The 19,775-nt window shown below is 46.0% G+C and carries 15 protein-coding genes and 1 pseudogene; 11 read left to right on the top strand and 5 right to left on the bottom strand.

Annotated elements, in window-relative coordinates:
• The first annotated feature begins 199 nt into the window (after positions 1 to 199).
• The 4 genes from DX073_RS03825 to tkt all read left to right on the top strand — a co-directional run bounded on the left by DX073_RS03825 (position 200) and on the right by tkt (position 5,274).
• Positions 200 to 1,579, top strand: a complete 1,380-nt coding sequence (locus DX073_RS03825; RefSeq protein WP_220186704.1) for a serine hydrolase domain-containing protein — start codon at positions 200 to 202, stop codon at positions 1,577 to 1,579.
• Positions 1,580 to 1,780: 201 nt separating this feature from the next.
• On the top strand, positions 1,781 to 1,951 hold the full coding sequence (locus tag DX073_RS14465; protein ID WP_115005699.1) for a CsbD family protein: 171 nt from the start codon (positions 1,781 to 1,783) through the stop codon (positions 1,949 to 1,951).
• 106 nt (positions 1,952 to 2,057) lie between these two features.
• A complete protein-coding gene (locus tag DX073_RS03815) occupies positions 2,058 to 2,594 on the top strand; it encodes an HdeD family acid-resistance protein (RefSeq protein ID WP_115005697.1) in 537 nt (178 codons plus the stop codon).
• 661 nt (positions 2,595 to 3,255) lie between these two features.
• On the top strand, positions 3,256 to 5,274 hold the full coding sequence (gene tkt, locus DX073_RS03810) for a transketolase (RefSeq protein ID WP_115005695.1): 2,019 nt from the start codon (positions 3,256 to 3,258) through the stop codon (positions 5,272 to 5,274).
• 140 nt (positions 5,275 to 5,414) lie between these two features.
• On the opposite strand, the gene DX073_RS03805 is transcribed toward tkt, so the two are convergent.
• The 3 genes from DX073_RS03805 to mrdA form a co-directional block, all read right to left on the bottom strand.
• The gene (locus DX073_RS03805; RefSeq protein ID WP_115005693.1) at positions 5,415 to 6,290 is read right to left on the bottom strand and encodes a DegV family protein; all 876 of its coding nucleotides are present in this window, start codon (positions 6,288 to 6,290) and stop codon (positions 5,415 to 5,417) included.
• 282 nt (positions 6,291 to 6,572) lie between these two features.
• Positions 6,573 to 7,166 carry a 16S rRNA (guanine(966)-N(2))-methyltransferase RsmD gene (rsmD, locus tag DX073_RS03800; RefSeq protein ID WP_115005691.1) on the bottom strand — a complete coding sequence of 198 codons (594 nt, stop codon included), beginning with the start codon at positions 7,164 to 7,166 and terminating at the stop codon, positions 6,573 to 6,575.
• Positions 7,163 to 9,169 (bottom strand): penicillin-binding protein 2, encoded by a 2,007-nt coding sequence (gene mrdA, locus DX073_RS03795; RefSeq protein ID WP_115005689.1) that lies wholly within the window; start codon positions 9,167 to 9,169, stop codon positions 7,163 to 7,165. The genes rsmD and mrdA overlap by 4 nt, the downstream gene beginning before the upstream one ends.
• A 364-nt stretch (positions 9,170 to 9,533) precedes the next feature.
• Between mrdA and DX073_RS03790 the strand changes: the two genes are divergently transcribed.
• A complete protein-coding gene (locus DX073_RS03790) occupies positions 9,534 to 10,028 on the top strand; it encodes a hypothetical protein (protein WP_258556863.1) in 495 nt (164 codons plus the stop codon).
• Positions 10,029 to 10,146: 118 nt separating this feature from the next.
• On the opposite strand, the gene DX073_RS03785 is transcribed toward DX073_RS03790, so the two are convergent.
• Positions 10,147 to 11,121: a manganese-dependent inorganic pyrophosphatase gene (locus DX073_RS03785; protein WP_115005686.1), complete on the bottom strand. Its 975-nt coding sequence runs from the start codon at positions 11,119 to 11,121 to the stop codon at positions 10,147 to 10,149.
• A gap of 234 nt (positions 11,122 to 11,355) precedes the next feature.
• Positions 11,356 to 11,931, bottom strand: coding sequence for a lipocalin family protein (locus DX073_RS03780; RefSeq protein WP_115005684.1), 576 nt, complete (start codon positions 11,929 to 11,931; stop codon positions 11,356 to 11,358).
• 700 nt (positions 11,932 to 12,631) lie between these two features.
• Here DX073_RS03780 and DX073_RS03775 point away from each other — a divergent pair.
• The 6 genes and pseudogenes from DX073_RS03775 to adk all read left to right on the top strand — a co-directional run bounded on the left by DX073_RS03775 (position 12,632) and on the right by adk (position 19,706).
• Positions 12,632 to 13,942 carry a DUF445 domain-containing protein gene (locus tag DX073_RS03775; protein WP_078273569.1) on the top strand — a complete coding sequence of 437 codons (1,311 nt, stop codon included), beginning with the start codon at positions 12,632 to 12,634 and terminating at the stop codon, positions 13,940 to 13,942.
• 418 nt (positions 13,943 to 14,360) lie between these two features.
• Positions 14,361 to 16,316 (top strand): annotated as a pseudogene (locus DX073_RS03770) (heme lyase CcmF/NrfE family subunit); the annotation flags it as partial.
• Between the two features lie 218 nt (positions 16,317 to 16,534).
• Complete coding sequence (locus DX073_RS03765; RefSeq protein ID WP_078273566.1) at positions 16,535 to 17,116, top strand: DsbE family thiol:disulfide interchange protein; 582 nt, start codon at positions 16,535 to 16,537, stop codon at positions 17,114 to 17,116.
• Positions 17,113 to 17,682: a cytochrome c-type biogenesis protein gene (locus tag DX073_RS03760; RefSeq protein WP_258556862.1), complete on the top strand. Its 570-nt coding sequence runs from the start codon at positions 17,113 to 17,115 to the stop codon at positions 17,680 to 17,682. The genes DX073_RS03765 and DX073_RS03760 overlap by 4 nt, the downstream gene beginning before the upstream one ends.
• Positions 17,679 to 18,941 (top strand): c-type cytochrome biogenesis protein CcmI, encoded by a 1,263-nt coding sequence (gene ccmI / locus DX073_RS03755; RefSeq protein WP_115005680.1) that lies wholly within the window; start codon positions 17,679 to 17,681, stop codon positions 18,939 to 18,941. Before DX073_RS03760 ends, ccmI begins: the two co-directional genes overlap by 4 nt.
• 111 nt (positions 18,942 to 19,052) lie before the next feature.
• On the top strand, positions 19,053 to 19,706 hold the full coding sequence (adk, locus tag DX073_RS03750) for an adenylate kinase (protein WP_115005678.1): 654 nt from the start codon (positions 19,053 to 19,055) through the stop codon (positions 19,704 to 19,706).
• Positions 19,707 to 19,775 lie beyond the last annotated feature (69 nt).

The raw sequence follows: 19,775 nt of genomic DNA, 5'->3' as shown, positions 1-19,775 counted from the left end.
ATAAAGAATTCTTATTTTTTTGCAAGATAAAGGAAGGCGGATTGACCCAAAAACTTAAAAGTTTGTAGAATTGGGCAATAAATTTGGATAATTGACAAGGGATATTTGTCCCAAAAAGTTATTTGTTTGTGTTATAATAAGATTTGTATTTTTTAAATTTGCCTGATTTGTTTTAGTTGTTAATAAAATAGGATTGTTTATGAAACACAAAGCCCTTGCCTTAGCGGTGGCGACCACCAGCGTGGTGTTACTGTCAGCGTGCCAAGCCCTTGCCAAAGACGCCAAAGATAGCCCAAAAACCATCCAACTGCCCAATGACCCAAACGCCTTGCCAGATGGGGCAAATTCTGACCCCATTAAACTTGGCATTATGCAGGGCTTCCCACCGCCAAATGATAAAATCGTTACCCTTGCCAACGCCCAATCCTTTCCTTACATTCGCTGGGCGTTTAGTAATGTGCGGTCTTTGACCACCACCAAAGTTGTGCCAGCATCACAAGGCGAGCGTTATCAGTTTGAGTATGACCTTGATAATGCCATCGCCAACATCAAATTTGTTCCCAAGTTTGTCCCCAAAAGTGAGCAAGTGCCGATGAGCGTTGAAGATGCCTTTGTGCGTAAAGTCTATGGCGATGGCATCATCGTGCTACACAAGGGCAAAATCGTCTTTGAAAAGTATTATAACAGTGCCTTAAAGCCAACAGGCACGCACCTTTTGATGTCAGTTACCAAAAGCTACACTGGCACGCTTGCCGCCCAGCTCATCTATGAAGGCGTGATTGACGACAAAAAACCAGTGACCGACTATGTGCCAGAGCTTAAAAATTCGGCGTGGGGCGATGCCACCGTCCGCCAAGTCCTAGATATGACCGCATCGCTACAATACAGCGAGGACTATGCCGACCCCAACGCACACATTGTCGCCTTTGGTAAGGCGGTAACGCCCAGTATGCAGGGCAAAGACTACACAGGTCCCAAAAATACCTATGAGTTTTTGCAAACCGTCAAAAAAGACAATCACCCCCACGACACCAAGCACGAATATAAAACCGTCAATACCGATGTGATGGCGTGGATTATCGCCCGTGCCACAGGCAAAGGTGTGGACGAGCTGTTTTCGGAGCGTTTTTTGGTGCCGATGGGTGCAAGCGTGGACGGCTATATGCAGACCGATGGGGCGGGCATTCCTTTTGCAGGGGGTGGTATGAGCCTAAACTTAAAAGATATGGCGATGTTTGGCGAGATGATGCGTAACAACGGACGCTTTAACGGCAAACAAATCATCGCCCCACAAGTGGTGGCAGATACGATGCGTGGGGGCGACCGTGAGAAGTTTGCCAAAAGTGGCGACTACCCCAACCTAGATGGGTGGAGCTATCGCAATATGTGGTGGGTGTCGCATAATGCCAATGGTGCGTATATGGCACGGGGCATTCACGGGCAGGCGATTTATATTGACCCTACCGCTCAGATGGTCATCGTTCGTTTTGCGTCCAACCCTGTGGCAAGTAATGCCCATAATGACCCGTGGTCGCTCCCTGCTTATCAAGCGGTGGCGGATTATTTGATGAAAAAATAATCAATGACATCTTTGGCGTGTTTGCTAAGTGATGTTTGAATTTTAAACCGCAAAGAGTTTGGTATTAAACAACTCTTTGCACCCTTTTTAAATTGGAGAAATGTGATGTCTATTGATGGCGTTATCGGTAAAACCAAAGAAGTTGCTGGCAAAGTCTTAGATGATAAAGAATTGCAAGCCGAAGGCATTGTACAGTAAGGCGTGGATAAGGTTAAACAAGAAACCAGCGAGATGGCAGATACTCTCAAAGACGGTGCCCAAAGTTTGCTTGGTGGTGCTATGGATAAAGCCAAAGGGTTTTATGAAGACGCCAAAGAAAAAGTCGCCGATGTGGTGATTGATGCCAAGCAAAAACTTGATGATAAGCACTAAGACTAAAATACTTTTTTTAAAGCTGAATTAAAGCCTAAACAAACTTAGATGGGTATTGTCAAAGTGTGTGTTTGATAATAGTGGCTTGATTATTTGAGGAGTTAATATGAGTTCTTGGATAGGGTGGCTCATTGCAGGCGTGATTTCACTGATTGGTGGGGTGTTTACCCTGTTTAATCCCATTTTTGCATCACAGCTTTTGATGATTGCCACCGGTGTGATGTTTGTGATAAGCGGTCTTTTGACTTTACTGTCCGCCCTAAAAAACCCCAAAGATGGTACTCAGCTAATGGGACTGATTGTCGGACTGGTGGTGGCGATTTTGGGTTTGTTTTTGATGTACAATCCTTTGGCAAGTGTGGTTTCGCTCGCTGTCATCATTGCGATATTGCTGATTGCCACAGGCATTGGGCGTATCGTGTGGGGCATTAAAAGTCAAGGGCAGACTCGCTTTGTACTCATCATCGCAGGCGTGCTGTCTTTGCTTTTAAGCGTGATGATTTTTGCAGATTTTCCTGTATCGGCAGTGTCGGTACTGGGGATTTTTGTGGGGGTGGAGTTTATTGTCAATGGGGTGAGTTTGATTGTCATTGCATTATTAAGCAAAAAAATTGGCAACGCTCTAAATCCAAGCAAAAGATAATCCATCGCTTATCATAAAAACAGGTCAGATGACCTGTTTTTTTATTTAAGGTTATTTGTCTTTAAGGGTTTAATATTAAAATGGGTAGGTTTGTTATGGGTGATATATCAAAAAAATTTAAAATGACTACAAATTTATTTTAGGTGGTAAGGGAGAATTGTAATTTTCCTTAAAATCCATAGTGTATTTTAATTTTATTGGGCATAAGATAGGATTGGATAGATATTTTGTTATTTATAAATTAAAAAAAATATCTGCTTATTGATACTCTAAATAGCCTTAAAATAAGTATAGATTTGTAGGGCTTATAATGATAATTTTGTCATAAGATTTTTAAAATTTATGTGAGTTTTTTAGTCAAAAAAGTATTTTATGATTATTTATCAAAAAATATAATGACGATTAAAAATGGCATTTTTATGATTTATCAGTGGGTGTTCAGTCAAAATGTTTATTTAATCGGTCGTAAGCTACCGCCAAAAGATAACTTGTGCCATAAACATTAGCCCGTATCACAGCTTTAAAATAAACCCACTTGTGTCATCATCAAATCGCCAATGGCTTTGATTGATACCGCCAAATATAAAATGATGTCAAGGCGTGCAGAGTGTGATAAAATAATGCTTTTTTAAATCGCTTGTTAGAGCCACGAGTAAGACTTATGACCACTTTACCCACCTTTAATCCCCCCCTAAATGAGCGACACAACGCCAACGCCATTCGTATCCTTGCCATGGATGCTGTCCAAAAAGCCAACTCAGGACACCCTGGGGCTCCCATGGGCATGGCAGACATTGCCGAAGTTGTGTGGCGTGAATTTTTAAATCACAACCCCAAAAACGCCAAATGGGCAAACCGAGACCGCTTTGTATTGTCAAACGGACATGGCTCTATGCTATTGTACGCCTTGCTACATTTGTCGGGTTATGATTTGACCATTGACGACATCAAAAATTTTCGCCAACTCCACGCCAAAACCGCAGGACACCCCGAACACGGCTATGCCGACGGCATTGAGACGACCACAGGACCTTTGGGGCAGGGCATTGCCAATGCGGTGGGCTTTGCCTTGGCCGAAAAAACCTTGGCAGGACAATTTAACAAGCCTGACAACGCCATCATCGACCACTATACCTACTGCTTTTTGGGGGACGGTTGTCTTATGGAAGGCGTGTCGCACGAAGCCTGTTCGCTCGCTGGCACGTTAGGACTGGGCAAGCTCATCGCCTATTATGATGACAACGGCATTTCTATTGATGGTGAGGTGGAGGGTTGGTTCTCTGACGACACCGCCAAACGCTTTGAAAGCTATAACTGGCAGGTACTGCGTGTGGACGGACACGATGCCGATGCTATTCGTGAAGCAACCCTGCAAGCCAAAGCCGAAACCAACAAACCCACGCTTATCATTTGCAAAACCATCATCGGTCTGGGTAGTCCCAACAAACAAGGCAAAGAAGACTGCCACGGAGCTCCATTGGGCAATGATGAAATCGCTTTGACTCGTGCCGAATTGGGTTGGGCAAATAGCAATCCATTTGAAATTGCCGATGACATTTATCAGGCGTGGAATGCGTGCGACAAGGGCGAGAAGTTAGAAAACGACTGGAATACCCAATTTGCCGAGTATCAAGCCAAATATCCAAGTGAGGCGAGCGAGCTACAACGCAGACTATCAGGTGAATTGCCAAGCAATTTTAATGCCAAAGCGGACGAGTTTATCAAAGCCTGCCAAGCCAAAGGCGACACCATCGCCACTCGCAAGGCAAGCCAAAATACCATCGGTGCGTTTGCCCCATTATTGCCCGAGATTTTGGGTGGTTCGGCAGACTTGGCAGGGTCAAACTTGACCTTGTGGAGCGGTGCCAAGGGAGTGCAAGACCACGCTGACGGCAACTATGTCCACTATGGCGTGCGTGAATTTGGCATGACCGCCATCGCCAACGGGGTGGCGTTACATGGCGGATTTATCCCTTATACTGCCACGTTTTTGATGTTTATGGAGTACGCTCGTAATGCGGTGCGTATGTCGGCACTCATGAAACAGCGTGTCATCAATGTCTATACCCATGACAGCATTGGGCTTGGCGAAGACGGCCCGACTCATCAGCCTGTGGAGCAGATTGCAAGCCTACGCCAAACGCCAAACCATTTCACTTGGAGACCGTGCGACACGGTGGAGGCGGCGGTTGCATGGAAAGTTGCCCTACAAACCGCCAATGCCCCAACGTCCCTTATCCTATCTCGCCAAAACCTTACTCATCAAGACCGCACGGACGAGCAGGTTGCCTTGATTGAAAAAGGGGCGTATGTCCTTGCCAAAGAACAAGGCGACTTACAAGCCATCATCATCGCCACAGGGTCGGAAGTGGACTTGGCAATGCAAGCTCATAAAGCATTAACCGAGCAGGGCGTGGGCGTGCGTGTGGTGTCTATGCCATGTGCCGAAATCTTTGTCAAGCAAGACCGTGAATACATCGAGAGCGTGCTACCTAGTGATATTCGCAGTCGTGTGGCGGTGGAAGCAGGCATTACCGATTATTGGTATAAATTTGTCGGGCTTGACGGCAAAGTCATCGGCATGACAACCTTTGGTGAATCCGCCCCTGCCAAAGATTTATTTAAACATTTTGGCATTACCACTGATAAAGTCGTGGAAGCGGTGAAATCGTTGATTTGATTTGACTGTTTGATGTTTTACGATAAAACCAATTGGCATTGTGCTGATTGGTTTTTAATTTTTTTGGCGGTGGTTTAACTGCCATGCTTTTTAGACTACCGCCAAAACATGATTAAAAGCAAACCGAAGTCCGCTTGTGATTATTTAAGGTATTTAACGATTCTGGGTGCTTTATCATAATATACACCCAATCCCACGCCTAATGGTCCATGATTGGCGAGAGAAACGGTGGAAACAGGTATGACAGGAATGTTGAATCTATAATTATTAGCCAATAATTCATGAAGCTCTTCGGTGAAAAATCCCATGGTTGTGTCTGCAATATAGATGAATGACTCTTTATTGTTTATATGACGAATGGCGGTTTCTGCAATGTAATTGATACTGCGTTCAATTTTGCGTATTTTTTCACGAGGGATAACACGCCCCGATTCATCTACCCACATGACAGGTTTGATGTCAAATAGATTGGCGATAAAGCCAGCAGGAGCGGAGAGTTTTTTGTTACGGATGATAAAGTTTAGGTCAGATAAGGTAAACATAAACAGGCTGTTTTTGCGTAATTCATCTAAGCGATTGACAATGTCAAGCATGGATTTGCCTTCTTGCATCATCAAGTCCGCCTCAAATGCCAATGCCCCCTCGTCAATATTTAGGGTTTTGGTGTCGTACACATAGATGTTCATTTTGCCAACAAATTTAGTTTTTAGTGTATTAAAAATTTCATGGCTTTTACTAATGGCGGATGAGATGGTGCAAACCAATACCTCTTCATAGCCTTCAGCGTACAATTCGTTAAATAAGGCATTAATCTCATCGGCGGTGGGTGGACTGGTTTTGACGGACAGATTGGGGTTGTCGTAGAGCATTTGACTTAGGCGTGCGGTGTCAATGTCTCTGATATCAAGATGGTCTGTGCCATCAATAATAACGTGAAAAGGCACTAAACGCACGGTATGAGGCGTGTTGATGTAGTTTAAGCTAGAAGAAGATGTGCTAAGAACAATGCGTTTCATGAAAACCTGCTAAATAAAAATCACACAGGGTGTGATGGCAAAATAAGATGAGCAAAGATTTTATATTAAATAGGTGGGCAAATTTATGATGTTTAAATGATTGGAGTAAAATTCGAACAAAGAACTAAAAAAGCAACGATGCTATTTAATATAAACAATTTGGGTCATTTTAAATAAAATCCATCCAAAAGTAAATGTTTTTATCAAGTGTTTTTTGGTAATAATTGTTTTGGTAAAGGTTAATTTATTTAATCTCTCAATGGGGGTATGCCTTGCTATTTTCTAATGAATGGGTAGGGTAAACACCCCTGCATAAACCTGCCCAACTTTGACGGATTTGTATAGATTGGCAGAAAAAGGGGTGAGGATGTCATCTAGGGCGGTATCACTCTCAATGTAGCACAACGTGTCAGCGTGGTAGAGTCCATGCTCTATAATACTACTGATGATGTCATGCCAAATATCAAGGGCATAAGGCGGGTCAATAAAGATGATATCAAAAGGCGTGCCGAGCGTGGGTAGGGCGGTTTGGGCGGTGCCATTGATGATGGATAACTGGCTGTGGGTGAGTTTTAGGATGTCGGCATTGTGTTTGATGGTGCGTGCTTGGGTGGGGTTTGGTTCTATCATGACGACATGAGATGCCCCCCGTGATAATGCTTCAAAGCCTAGCACGCCCGAGCCTGCACAGACGTCTAGCACTTTGGCGTCATGAATGTCTGCCATGAGCCAGTTAAAGAGTGTCTCACGCAAACGGTCAGGGGTGGGTCTTAATCCATCAGCGTCTACAAAGCTGATACTACGGCGTTTAAACTGTCCGCCGATGATACGAACTTGATTGGTGGTTTTGTAATGAGACTTGGTTGGTTTTTTCATGGCTGATGAGCTTGTCTGTTTTTTTCTGTCTTTTTGTGTTCTTCTTCGGCTTTTACTCTGGCTTTTTCGGCTTCCGCCTTGGCGATTTTGGCTTTGATGGCCTCACGCTTGGCGGCACGGATTTTTACCAGTTCTTCATCACTGGGCGGTGTGATGGGATTGGTCTCACGTTGGAGAATCCAGTAATCAAACAAGGCTCGCCCGATGGGGGCTGCCACTTTACCACCGCCACCACCGTTCTCGACGATGACTGCGATGGCGATTTGGGGGTCATCCACGGGGGCAAAACCTGAGAACCATGCATGGTCCCAGTGACGGGAGCTGATGGCGGCTTTGTTATAGCTTTTGCCTTGGGCGATGGATTTGACCTGTGCTGTACCTGTTTTGCCCGCCATGCGATAACGGGTGGTGTAGATGCTCTTTGCTGTACCCCGTTTGACAGTGTCTTCCATGGCGGCATGCATTCTGTCCCAGTCGGCTTCGGTGCCATTAAAGGGGATGACCCCGTCAGGTTTGTCAATGATGGTCACGGGAGCCTGCCCTTCGGAGCGTTTGAGCAGGTGGGGTGTGAGGTGTTTGCCCTTGATGGCGGTCATGGCGGTGGCATTGGCGACTTGTAGGGGGCTTGCCAAAAATGCTCCTTGTCCGATAGAGACAGAGATGGTCTCGCCTGGTAGCCATTCTTTGCCGTAGGTGTCCATTTTCCATTTGGGCGATGGCATGATGCCCCCTTTTTCGTTGGGTAGGTCAATGCCTGTTTTTTTGCCAAAACCAAAACTACTCATCCAATCATGAAGCTTGTCAATGCCCATGCGGTGAGCGTTTTTATAATAATAGGTATCCACGCTCATGATGATGGATTTGCTCATATTGACCGTGCCGTGCCCACCTTTTTTCCAGTCACGAAAACGGTGACTGTCCCCCGGTAAGCTAAAATAACCAGGGTCAAAAATGGTGTCATTCCAACCCATGATGCCATAATGCAAAAAACCCATGCTTTCAAAGGGTTTGATGGTGGAAGCAGGCGGGTAGAGTCCTTGTAAGGCACGGTTATATAAAGGCTGGTCAATGTCATCTCGAAGCATGCCATACTCTTTGCTGGATATGCCAGAGACAAAGGGGTTGGGGTCGTAGCTGGGGTTTGAGACAAAGGCAAGGACGTCGCCATTTTTGGGGTCAAGTGCCACAATCGCCCCACGTCGTCCTGCCAGTTGTTTTTGGGCAGCCATTTGCAGTCCATAATCTAGGCTTAGATACAAATCGTTGCCCGCCACAGGGGGTTTGGTGTCTAGCTGTCGTAGAATCTCGCCGTGAGCATTGGTCTCTACCGACTGAGAGCCTGGTTTGCCAAGCAGGACTTCTTCGTACTGGGCCTCGATGCCGATTTTGCCAATCAGGTCGGTGCCAGCGTACAGGGCTTTTTTGTGATCGTCTTCGGCGATTTTTTTGGCTTCTTTGTCGTTGATACGCCCGACATAACCGATGACATGGGCGAATAGCTCGTCATGAGGATAGACACGGGTGAGCTTGGTCTGAATGCTCACCCCTCGAAAAAAGGGCTTTCGCTCGCTAAACTGAGCAATCTGTTCTTCGGTCAAATCCATCTTGATGGTAATGGGGTTGTTTTTGGATTTGTCTATCCTTGCCAAGATGTCCGTAATCTCTTCATCGGTCAGACCAAAGATGGGGGTAAGTAGTTTTAGGGTGTAAGCAGGGTCTTCAATCTCATCGGGACTGATGACCGCAGAAAAAACCGGTACGTTATCGGCAAGCAACACACCGTTGCGGTCATAGATGTAGCCTCGTGATGGCGGGTCGGAGATGAGTTTGATGCGGTTGTTCTCAGCGTTGGTTTGGTATTTATCGTACTGATGAACCTGTAAAAATCCATAACGAGCAAACAGCCCAATCATGCCAATAAGCACAAATAACGACGCCACAATCACTCGGCGTACAAAGACACGAGTGCTGATGTCAGAATCGTTAGGACGTGATGAGGTCATGACTGTTATAAAAGAATAGCAAAAAACCCCTAATTATAACATATTTTCAAAGGTGTATTCAATTTTATGATTTATCATTAGGGTAATCGCACCATATTTAATTTTTTGGCAACTAAAATGATGGTTTAAACAAATTGGTAATTTTTAGATGCAAAATTATTTAAAAGCTCGCCAAGCCAATTAAAATTTGAATAATTTATTAAAAATATATTTAGATAAAATTAACTATAAATACTAAATTTGCTTGATTTTTAATCAATTTATGTAAAAATTTTTTTTAGTGTGATTGCTCTGCATGATGCTAGATAAGCCATTGCAATTTTTGATAAATTGGTTATAATATACCAATTTTATTGGGAGATACATGATGACTAGAAAATTACTTGTTGTCAGTCTTATTGCCACGCTTACTCTGACCGCTTGCCAAAAAGCCGAAGAAACCCCTGCCGAACCAAAAGCAGAAACCACTACCCAGCAAACCGCCACACATGACCATGCTCATGGTGAGCATGACCACGAACACAAAGATGGCGAACACGCTCACGACCACAGCCACGACCATGCTCATGGCGAGCATGGACATCATCACCATCACCATGCCGATGGCGACAAATACCAATGTGGCGACAAAACCGCCCACATCGCCGTCCACAACCACGAAGGTGAAATCGAAGCTCACCTAACCACCGATGACATCACTTATGACCTAGCCCAAGACGTGCAAACCAAAGGACGCTTTACTTCTGATGACAGTATTGTTGGCGACGACAAGGGCATGGCATTGACCATTGACGGCGATAAAGCCAAAATCACCACGCTAGATGATACCGTCATTGTCGAATGCACCAAGGCAAGCTAAAACCGTTAAGGTGTTTAAAACAAAAGACCTGAGTTACATCAGGTCTTTTTTGTGGCTATTTATCAGACATATAAATCAGACATCAATCCATGACAGACGAGAACAAACACGCTTAAACCTACAACTGATAATACCGCTCCAAGGCAGGGACGATTTGCTTTTTACGGCTGACCACGCCTGCCAAGGTAAAGACCTTATCATCACAGTTCACCCCGAATGCCTTGGAGATAATCACATTTTGGGCAGGGTCATGGGCGAGTGCATAGCCCATTTGCTCCTTGATGTCCACCACCGCAATCATCAGATAATCCACGCCTTTTTCTGCCTGAATGAGTTTGGCGGTGGCTGTTAGCTCATCGATTCTGGCAAATATCTGACTGGGGGCAACCGTCTCAATCCCTGCAATGCCCCACCTCGTCGCCCCAAACTCATAGCTTTTATAATCCATCAGCAAAATATCACGGGCGGACAGATGATTGACCTCACTTTTGGCAGAAAACATCTCATCTGCCAGCCCGCCCTTATCCGCCACGCTCATCTGACACAGCTCACAGAGCTTTTGCACCACGAGACGGTCATCATCGGTCGTCGTGGGACTGCTAAGATTTAGCGTATCCGAGATGATGGCACAGAGCATGAGCCACGCCATGCTTTCCGTGATGTCCACGCCCTTTTGGGTAAACATCTCATACAAAATGGTGCAAGTACAGCCCACAGGATGGATACGCACATAAGCAGGGGTGGGCGTGGTCAGTCCGAGCTTATGATGGTCGATGACGTAGCGGATATCAAACTCCGTCAAGCCCTTGATGGACTGGGCAGGTTCGTTATGGTCGGTCAATGCCACTTTATCGCCCTGTCCCACAATGTCGGTCGGGCGATTCGGGTCTAGATACGGCAGGAGCTTGGCGGGCAACTCATCATTAGGATAATGCTCAAACCAACGGGCAAGCACAAATGCCGTTTCAAGGTTCGGCTCGCCCAGACGGTATGCCTGTGCTGATACGCCTTGGGTATTTAGCCAATGGGCAAACGCAAATGCCGAGACAAAAGCGTCCGTGTCGGGGGATGTATGTCCAAAAACGTGGTGCATGGGGTTTCTTAATGGTGCTTGATAAAGATGTTTAAAAAGACGCTCAAAGAATACATCTAACAAATTTGATACTTATCACAGGTTTGTAGAGACTGGCTCTGCACGTCTTTTAATGCTATCAGTTTTATAAGCGTGTACAGCACGCCCCTACACCCAAACATCATTGCATTTGTAGCAGTTTTAAAGTTTCTTGGGTATATTAAAAACCAACAAAACCTTCTTTTTTTAATCATCTTATTTCTGTGGCGTTTTGGTAAACTTACTAAGCTCATAGCCGTTTTGCTTGGCAATGCCCAGATACCGCTCATAAGTGGCATCGTCCAGCGTGGGCGTGCGAGACAGTACCCACAGATATTTATGGTTGGGCGTACCGACTAGGGCGGATGTGTAGCGTCCGCTTGTGTCTTGGTCGCTTGCCAGCACCCAATAATTGGCTTTGCCGATGGGTAATTTTTTTAGAAAACTGGGCAAAAAGCTCACTCGCAGTTTGGCATTAGTCTCATCAGTGGCGTACGCTTCGCCATTGACCGATGTCATGCCGTCTTTGGTGGCACAGGCGTTTAGGACGTTGATTTTGCCGTTGTCTTTTAGGCTGTATGTGGCGGTGACGTTATGGGTGCATTTGTCCTGAAATGACATGGGCAAGCGTCCGATTTCATACCATTTACCCAGATAGTCATCAAGGCGAATTTGGCTGACGGTTGTCGGTGCCGTGCCGTTTGTGGACGTGGGCGTGGCAGTACAAGCACTCAGGGCGGACAAGGCGATGACACCAACAAGCAAGGATTTGGCAGGTTTGACGTAAGACATAATTTTTCCTTTAATGGTTTAGTAGATGATGTTTATCAAATTATTGTAGCACACTCCTGCTTTTTATTTGTTGTTTGTTTTGTTGTGATTTGTTCGCTACTTTTCACCCATCATCATTTTAACCCATCGTAAAGCCGTGAAACATCGCCAAGAACAAATCTCATTTAAAATCAAAACAATTGTTTTGCATCCAAAAACATCATCACAACCTTCTGATTTTTATTATATTTTTAAAAATTTCCTACCATCTCTCCATCTTTTCCCTACTTTTCCCCAAAATCTGTGGATAAGCCTGTGGATAACTTTAAAATTTAGGGCGTTACGCCATGATTAATCGGCAACGGCAGTTGATTGGATAAAATTTATACAGTTTTTTATCAAATTTTTTCTATTTAAAATCAATAACTTACATCATAAATTTTTGCCAAATCTTTCAATATGACAATCATGTTTCACGCTCATGACATGATGACCACCCTGTGGATAAAATAAGAACGGCAAACATGATATTTACCGTTTTTAAATATTTATCCAAGGCAACGGCTAGGCAAATATTTAAAGGATTGATTTTGGCAAAATAGACAAAACTGTGGTAGAATTAGCCGTTTTATTTTTATCCTTTTGTTTTTTTGTTAAATTTTGATTTTGTCAATTAGCCAATCGCCTAGCCCATTGCCAAACCCCCAACAAGTGATGATTTATGTTCAATTCCATCTGGCAAGCCCTAGCTGAACACCCCGAATTTATCGCCATGCTTACCATTCCGCCCGTTACGGCTTTTGTAACGTGGGCTCATGTGTGGATGGCGTTAGAGATGTTATTTCACCCCATTAAGTTTTGGGGTATTCGTGTGCGTGGTATGCCGTGGGGCTTGCAGGGTTTAGGCTGGCAAGGCATTGTCCCTGCCAAAGCAGGCAAAATCTCAGGGGTCATCGTTGACCAAACGTTATCCAAACTTGGTAACATCGATGAGTTTTTGCAGGCGATGGAGCCTGAGGAGATGGCACAGTTCATCACCGAGACGGTGGATAAGAATTTAGAGAGTCTCATTGATGAGATTATGCTCGAACGCTACTACGCTCTGTGGACGCACACGCCCTATGCCATCAGACGGCGGATTTATGCTCATGCTCACAGTGAGATGCCAGCGGTGATGAAGTCCTTAGTCATTGACCTGACCGCCAATGTCGAGGAGCTGGTGGACATGCGGGCGATGATTGTTAAACGCATGGAGAGCGACCGTAAACTCATGGTAGACATGTTTTTGCGAGTGGGTAAAAAAGAGATTAACTTCATCTGGAAAATCAGTGCCGTGATTGGCTTTGGTTTTGGGATTATTCAGATGGGGATTTTTTATTTTGTGCCACAGCATTGGACAGTGCCGTTTTTTGCGGCGATTTGGGGAGCATTAACCAACTGGATTGCCATTTGGATGGTATTTAACCCTGTCGAGCCCAAAAAAGTCCCCTTTATCCGTCTGTTCCGCTATGACAATGGTCGGGTTAAGCCCATGTTGCCCCATTTTCATGTTTATGACTGGCAGGGCGGTTTTATGAAACGCCAAGATGAAGTGTCCAGCGTGTTTGCTGAGATTGTCGTAAATGAGCTGGTTACCTTAGAGAACATCATGAGCGAGATGATGTACGGCACTCGCTCGGCAAAAACCCGTGAACTCATGAAATCGCACTTGTATGAGCTGTTAGAGTCGCCTGTGGTCAAATCGATTTTAAAAGTGGGTATGGACAACAAAGAGCTAAGTGCCTTTAAAGACACCATTATTGACAAATCCATTGATGCAACGATGATACCCATTAGAGACCCCAAACTTAACACATCTCGGGCAAGCAAAATCTTTGGGCTGTTTGAATCTCGCATTCGAGAACTCTCGCCCCATGAATTTCAAAACCTGCTAAGACCTGCCTTTAAAGAAGATGAGATGACACTTGTGATTTTGGGGGCGATAACGGGGCTGTTGGCAGGGTGGCTACATTTGATTGCGGTGTTTTTTTGAGTGGCTTGAATACTTATTTTAAATTTAAAATAAATTATTGCCACACTTGATGGTTATGGCATTAATGGTGCAGGTATTGTTAATTGAGTATACTTTTCTAGAAAGCCGTTCGTGGTGAGCTTGTCGAACCATAACGGTTTTCCTAGACTTCGACAAGCTCAGTCCGAACGGAAAACCTTAAAATCTATCTTTATTTAACAATACCATGGTGCATGGCATGCACTCTGCCAGTTATCTATTTATAAAATTCAAATGTTTGAATTTATTTTTTAAAAAATTATCTTATAAATTTTAAACATCATTAATATGATGATTTATTTTAAAATTCATTTTTAAACAAATTTTTATCAATTTTATTTTTAAAAATTAATAAAAACAAAACCCAAATAGCCGTCGCTAACTTGATGAGAATGTCTTTATGCTAATCACCGAACTGGGGTATTTTGCCTTACTGCTTGCGTTGGTGCTTGCGATACTACAAACCGTCCTGCCTGCACTGGGCGTGATAAAACGTCAGACCGCTTGGCAACGCCTTGCCCCAAGCCTTGCCGTGGCAGGGTTTTTGGCGATGCTGGTGTCCTTTGTGGCACTCATGGCAGGGTTTTTGTACAACGATTTTAGTTTGGTGTATGTGGCAGGTCATTCTAACAGCCTACTCCCGTGGTACTATAAGTTATCAGCGACATGGGGCGGACATGAAGGCTCGCTACTGCTGTGGCTGACGATACTATCAACGTGGTGTATGCTCGTGGCGGTGTGTAGCCGTGGGCTACCGCTGGACATGCGAGCCAGAGTGCTGTCGGTGCTTGGTGGGGTGCAAGTGATGATGCTTGCCATGCTGACCTTTACCTCAAATCCCTTTGTGCGGACACTGCCAAATCTACCTGTGGACGGGGCGGATTTGAACCCACTACTCCAAGACCCCGGACTTATTTTTCATCCGCCCATGCTATACATGGGTTATGTGGGGCTTGCCGTGCCGTTTGCCTTTTGTATGGCGAGCCTGTGGGCGGGTCGGCTTGATGCGGTGTGGACACGGTGGTCTCGTCCGTGGACGGTGGCGGCGTGGGTGTTTTTGACCTTAGGGATTGCCATTGGGTCGTGGTGGGCGTATTATGAGCTCGGTTGGGGTGGTTGGTGGTTTTGGGACCCTGTGGAGAATGCGTCCTTGATGCCGTGGCTTGCCAGTACTGCTCTCATACACTCGCTTGCCGTTACCGAAAAACGTGGCGTATTTAAGGCGTGGACGATTATGCTTGCCATTTTTGGTTTTGCTCTGTCGCTCTTGGGGACGTTTTTGGTGCGTTCGGGCGTGATTACGTCTGTGCATTCGTTCGCTGCTGACCCGACCCGTGGCATGGCGATTTTGGCGATTTTGGGGGTGGTCATTGGCGGGGGCTTATTGATGTTCGCTCTGCGTGGTTGGCGTTTGACCGTGGAGAGTTTTTATCAGTTAAAATCTCGTGAGACCATACTGGTTATTAATAACATCATTCTGCTAGTGGCGACACTGGTAGTACTGCTAGGCACGCTATATCCGATTATCGCTGATGCCTTTAAACTCGGTCAAGTCTCGGTGGGCCCGCCGTATTTTAATGCGTTGTTTGTACCATTATCATGGGTGTTACTTGCCTTTATGGGGGTGGGGGCGACCATGCGGTATAAATACGACAGCCGTCCGATGTTAAAAGTACTTATGATGACAGGAGTGTGTAGCTTGCTACTGAGTGTGGTGGGTTGGTATATGATAAACCTACTGGGTGAGAATACGCCCTTTGACCATACCATTTATATCACGGCAAGCCTGTCGGCGTGGGTGCTACTGTTTATCGGGCTTGATATTAAGGATAAGACTCGCCATGCTAAGGGGTTTACCAATGGACTGCGTAAACTTAGCCCAAGCTATTATGGCATGCAAATCGCCCATATCGGTGTGCTGGTTACGGCACTGGGCGTGGCAGGCGTGAGTGCGTTAAGCCTAGAAAAAGACGTGGCGATGACGGTGGGTGATAGCACGCATGTGCAGGGTTATGATTTTTATCTACAAGATTTTGACCTAGTGCAAGGCTCCAACTACGATGCCACACGGGCGACCATACAAGTCAAAGCAGACGGCAGGCTCATCACCACGCTCTATCCTGAAAAGCGAAACTATGTCGTCTCGATGATGCCGATGACCGAAGTGGGACTGCGAGCGAGCCTGTTTAATGAGCTGTATGTCGCCCTAGGCGAGCCGATTGTCAAAGACGGTAAGGTGGATAACAACACTTGGGCGGTGCGTGTGCACGTCAAGCCCATGGTGCGTTGGCTGTGGCTTGGCTCTATCATCATGGCGTTGGGTGGGTTTATTGCCATGCTTGATAAACGCTATCGCATGAAAAAAGTCAAGGCGGATTTGGCAAAGAGCAAGCCAAGCCCAACAACGGTTAATCAAGACAATGGCAAAAATAACAGCAAAGATAATGGCAAGGTTATCAAAAAGGTTATCAAAGATGGTGAAAAAGTTGTCAAAGATGATGAAAGCATTAGCAAAGATAACAACAAAGACAGCCAAACCACAAAAGCCAATGACAATGCAGGGGAGATAACACCATGAACCGCACTCAAAAACGCATGATGATTTTTTTGATTCCCTTTATCATCTTTGCCTTGCTCATGGTGATGTTTTTTAACCGTTTGGGTAAGCCAACAGACATCGTGGTTACTACAAGCATGAATAAGCCCTTGCCAGCGTTTAGCCTGCCCTTATTGTCAGACCCTAATCGGATAATGACCAATGACAATTTGCCAAAAACGCCATTTTTAATGAACGTGTGGGGGTCATGGTGTCCGACTTGTAAGGTGGAACACCCCTTTTTAATGGAGCTACACGCCCAAGGCGTGCCAATGGTGGGCATGAACTACAAAGATGAGCTTGCCGATGCGTTGGGGTATTTGAACCAATACAAAGACCCATTTTTGTACTCGGTGCAGGATTTGGACGGTAGATATGGGCTAAGTCTAGGACTGACAGGAGCCCCCGAGACGTTCGTGGTGGACGGCAATGGCGTGGTCTATAAGCACATCACAGGCGAGATACACGAAGGCAACTGGACGGCAAGTATCAAGCCATGTATGGACGCCCTAGCCAATCCCCAAGCGGATGAAACCCAAAGAACACAGGCGTGCCAATGATGAAATTTTGTTTAAAACACACCTTATCCGTATTGGCGTTGGTCGGAACTTTGATGATAAGTACGGCAAGTTTTGGGGCGATTGAGATTTATGAATTTAAAAGTGCCGAAGACGAAGCTCGTTATAAGGCACTCATCGAAGAGTTACGTTGCCCCAAATGCCAAAACCAAAACCTAGCAGGGTCGGACGCTCCGATTGCGGTGGATTTAAAAAACCAAACCTATCAGATGATACAGGACGGCAGGAGTGATGCCGAGATTCGTCAGTTTATGTTTGATAGCTATGGTGATTTTATCAGTTATAAACCGCCTGTACGTCCGTCCACGTGGATTTTGTGGTTTTTTCCGCCCATTTTGTTGGTGGTGTTTATCTTAGGCTGGGTTTATAAAGCCAAAAAAGGGCGGACGGTGGCGGTCGATGAAGTCAATGCCTTATCCAAAGCCGAAGAAGAGCGAGTTGCTCAGATTTTAGCCAAACATCAAAGCCCCAAATCAGAGCAAGCCCAACATTCTAATGCTCAAAATTCCCAAAATTCCCACACCCAAACCGATAAGGATGCGCCATGACCCCCACGCTGTTCTTGTTTTTTAGTTTAGCCGTACTGCTGTGCGTGGTATTGGCGTTGGTGGTGATTTATCCGTGGCTTAAAGGACACAAGGCGGTGGATAATCAGCTTATGGCGGTCAATGTGGCGGTGTTTGGCGAGCGGATTGCCGAGCTACAAGCGGACAAAGAAGCAGGGCGGATAGACGAAGCAACCTTTCAAGCAGGCGAGATTGAGCTCAAACGCCAACTGCTAGATGCCCAAACCCATGCCGAGACCTATGCTCCTGTGGGTATCAAAAGCCGTGCCATTGTCATGGTGTGGATACCTGTGCTGGCAGGGCTTGCTTATCTGACGACTGCCGACCGCACGTCTGTGTTTAAGCTGTGGCAAGCCCAAGACAGCGTGGGACAAGTGGCGGACGATTTGCTAACGGGCAAGATAGACACGCCCCCCGAGTGGGCGACCGCCGATAGCACCGCACTCATCAGTGCCATGCAGACCAACGTTCATCATCACGCCCATGACCCCAACCGCTGGATGCGACTGTCCGAGCTGTTCATGGCACTAGAAGCCACGCCCCAAGCCCTAGAAGCCTTGGCTCGTGCTTATCGTCTTGACCAGAGCAATGATGAGATTGCCATTACTTATGCTCAGACCAGCTTTTTTGCCAATAATGGCGTGCTAGATGCGACCGCTCGTGATGTCCTGCGTGGCATACTCTCAAACACCCCAGAGCATGAAGGGGCGATGATGATGATGGCGATGGGCGAGATGCGTGCCAATAACTTTACGATGGCAAAGGCATGGGTTGCCAAACTGCGTGAAAGCATCACCAGCAAGGGTGGTGCGGACAGGCAGTCGGCATTGGCAAGCCTAGATGAGCTGATGGCGACCATTCACGCCCAAGAAGCCAAAGCGATGGCAGGGGTCAATGTCCATGTGAGTGTGGCAAGCAGTCTGCTCCCCCAAATCGATGAGAATGCCGTGCTGTTCGTCTCTATCTCGGACGTGGCAGGCGGTGCTCCTTATGCGGTCAAACGCTTATCGGTGCGTGAGTTGGTGCAGGGGGTAACGGTGTCGCTTAGTGATTTGGACGCGATGATGCCCGAGCGTACCTTGACGGCAGGGCGTGAAGCAGGGGTTAGCCTTGCGGTCAATGCTCGTATCAGCCACAGTGGCGGGGCGGTCAGCGAATCAGGCGACTTGATGGCAAACCCTGTGATATTACAAAAAGGACAAAATACGGTCAATTTGGAAATCTCACAAGTCGTGCCGTAAGTTTGGCAAATGCCATTATTTTCATAATAAATAATGGTTAAATACCACTTGAACAATAGGGCAATGTGGTTTATAGTGTTATTTTATTTCGTGGTTCATTGGAGCGTACTCATGCGTATTATTTTATTAGGCCCCCCAGGGGCAGGCAAAGGCACACAAGCTCAGTTCATCTCAAAGGAATTTAACATTCCCCAAATCTCCACAGGCGACATGCTTCGCTCTGCCATTAAAAACGGCACAGAGCTTGGCAAACTTGCCAAAAGCGTGATGGATGCAGGTCAGTTGGTCTCTGATGAGCTTATCATTAATCTGGTCAAAGACCGCTTAGCCGAACCTGACTGTGCTAATGGCTGTATTTTTGACGGTTTTCCACGCACCATTCCCCAAGCCGAAGCGTTGGCAAATGCAGGCGTGGACATTGATTATGTGATTGAGATTAGCGTGCCTGATGATGAGATTGTCAGCCGTATGTCAGGTCGTAGAGCCCACTTGCCATCAGGTCGCACTTATCACATCGTTCACAATCCGCCAAAAGTGGACGGCAAAGATGATGTAACGGGCGAAGAGCTGGTACAGCGTGATGACGACAAAGAAGAAGTCGTCAGAGACCGCCTGTCAGTCTATCACACCCAAACTGCCACGCTCGTGGGTCATTATCAAGCGGTGGCTCAGTCGGGCGAGAATGCTCCGTCTTATCATCAGTTTGACGGCACCCAAGCCATTGATATGGTCAAAGAGCAGATTTTTGCGGTGTTAAAAGGTTAATGTGGCATTAGCCGATAAAGCACGTCCAATGGGGCGTGTTTTTTTATGGTTCATTTATTTAACATAATC

The sequence above is a fragment of the Moraxella lacunata genome (assembly GCF_900453205.1).
GTDB classification, from domain to species: Bacteria; Pseudomonadota; Gammaproteobacteria; order Pseudomonadales; family Moraxellaceae; genus Moraxella; species Moraxella lacunata_B.
This window is presented reverse-complemented; position numbering and strand designations above follow the sequence as displayed.

Coding starts and splice junctions, on each gene's coding strand:
- tkt (WP_115005695.1), top strand. CDS start 3,256: ATGACCACTTTACCCACCTTTAATCCCCCCCTAAATGAGCGACACAAC.
- ccmI (WP_115005680.1), top strand. CDS start 17,679: ATGACCCCCACGCTGTTCTTGTTTTTTAGTTTAGCCGTACTGCTGTGC.
- DX073_RS03785 (WP_115005686.1), bottom strand. CDS start 11,121: ATGCACCACGTTTTTGGACATACATCCCCCGACACGGACGCTTTTGTC.
- DX073_RS03765 (WP_078273566.1), top strand. CDS start 16,535: ATGAACCGCACTCAAAAACGCATGATGATTTTTTTGATTCCCTTTATC.
- DX073_RS03760 (WP_258556862.1), top strand. CDS start 17,113: ATGATGAAATTTTGTTTAAAACACACCTTATCCGTATTGGCGTTGGTC.
- DX073_RS03780 (WP_115005684.1), bottom strand. CDS start 11,931: ATGTCTTACGTCAAACCTGCCAAATCCTTGCTTGTTGGTGTCATCGCC.
- DX073_RS03790 (WP_258556863.1), top strand. CDS start 9,534: ATGATGACTAGAAAATTACTTGTTGTCAGTCTTATTGCCACGCTTACT.
- DX073_RS03815 (WP_115005697.1), top strand. CDS start 2,058: ATGAGTTCTTGGATAGGGTGGCTCATTGCAGGCGTGATTTCACTGATT.
- DX073_RS03775 (WP_078273569.1), top strand. CDS start 12,632: ATGTTCAATTCCATCTGGCAAGCCCTAGCTGAACACCCCGAATTTATC.
- DX073_RS03825 (WP_220186704.1), top strand. CDS start 200: ATGAAACACAAAGCCCTTGCCTTAGCGGTGGCGACCACCAGCGTGGTG.
- mrdA (WP_115005689.1), bottom strand. CDS start 9,169: ATGACCTCATCACGTCCTAACGATTCTGACATCAGCACTCGTGTCTTT.
- rsmD (WP_115005691.1), bottom strand. CDS start 7,166: ATGAAAAAACCAACCAAGTCTCATTACAAAACCACCAATCAAGTTCGT.
- DX073_RS03805 (WP_115005693.1), bottom strand. CDS start 6,290: ATGAAACGCATTGTTCTTAGCACATCTTCTTCTAGCTTAAACTACATC.
- adk (WP_115005678.1), top strand. CDS start 19,053: ATGCGTATTATTTTATTAGGCCCCCCAGGGGCAGGCAAAGGCACACAA.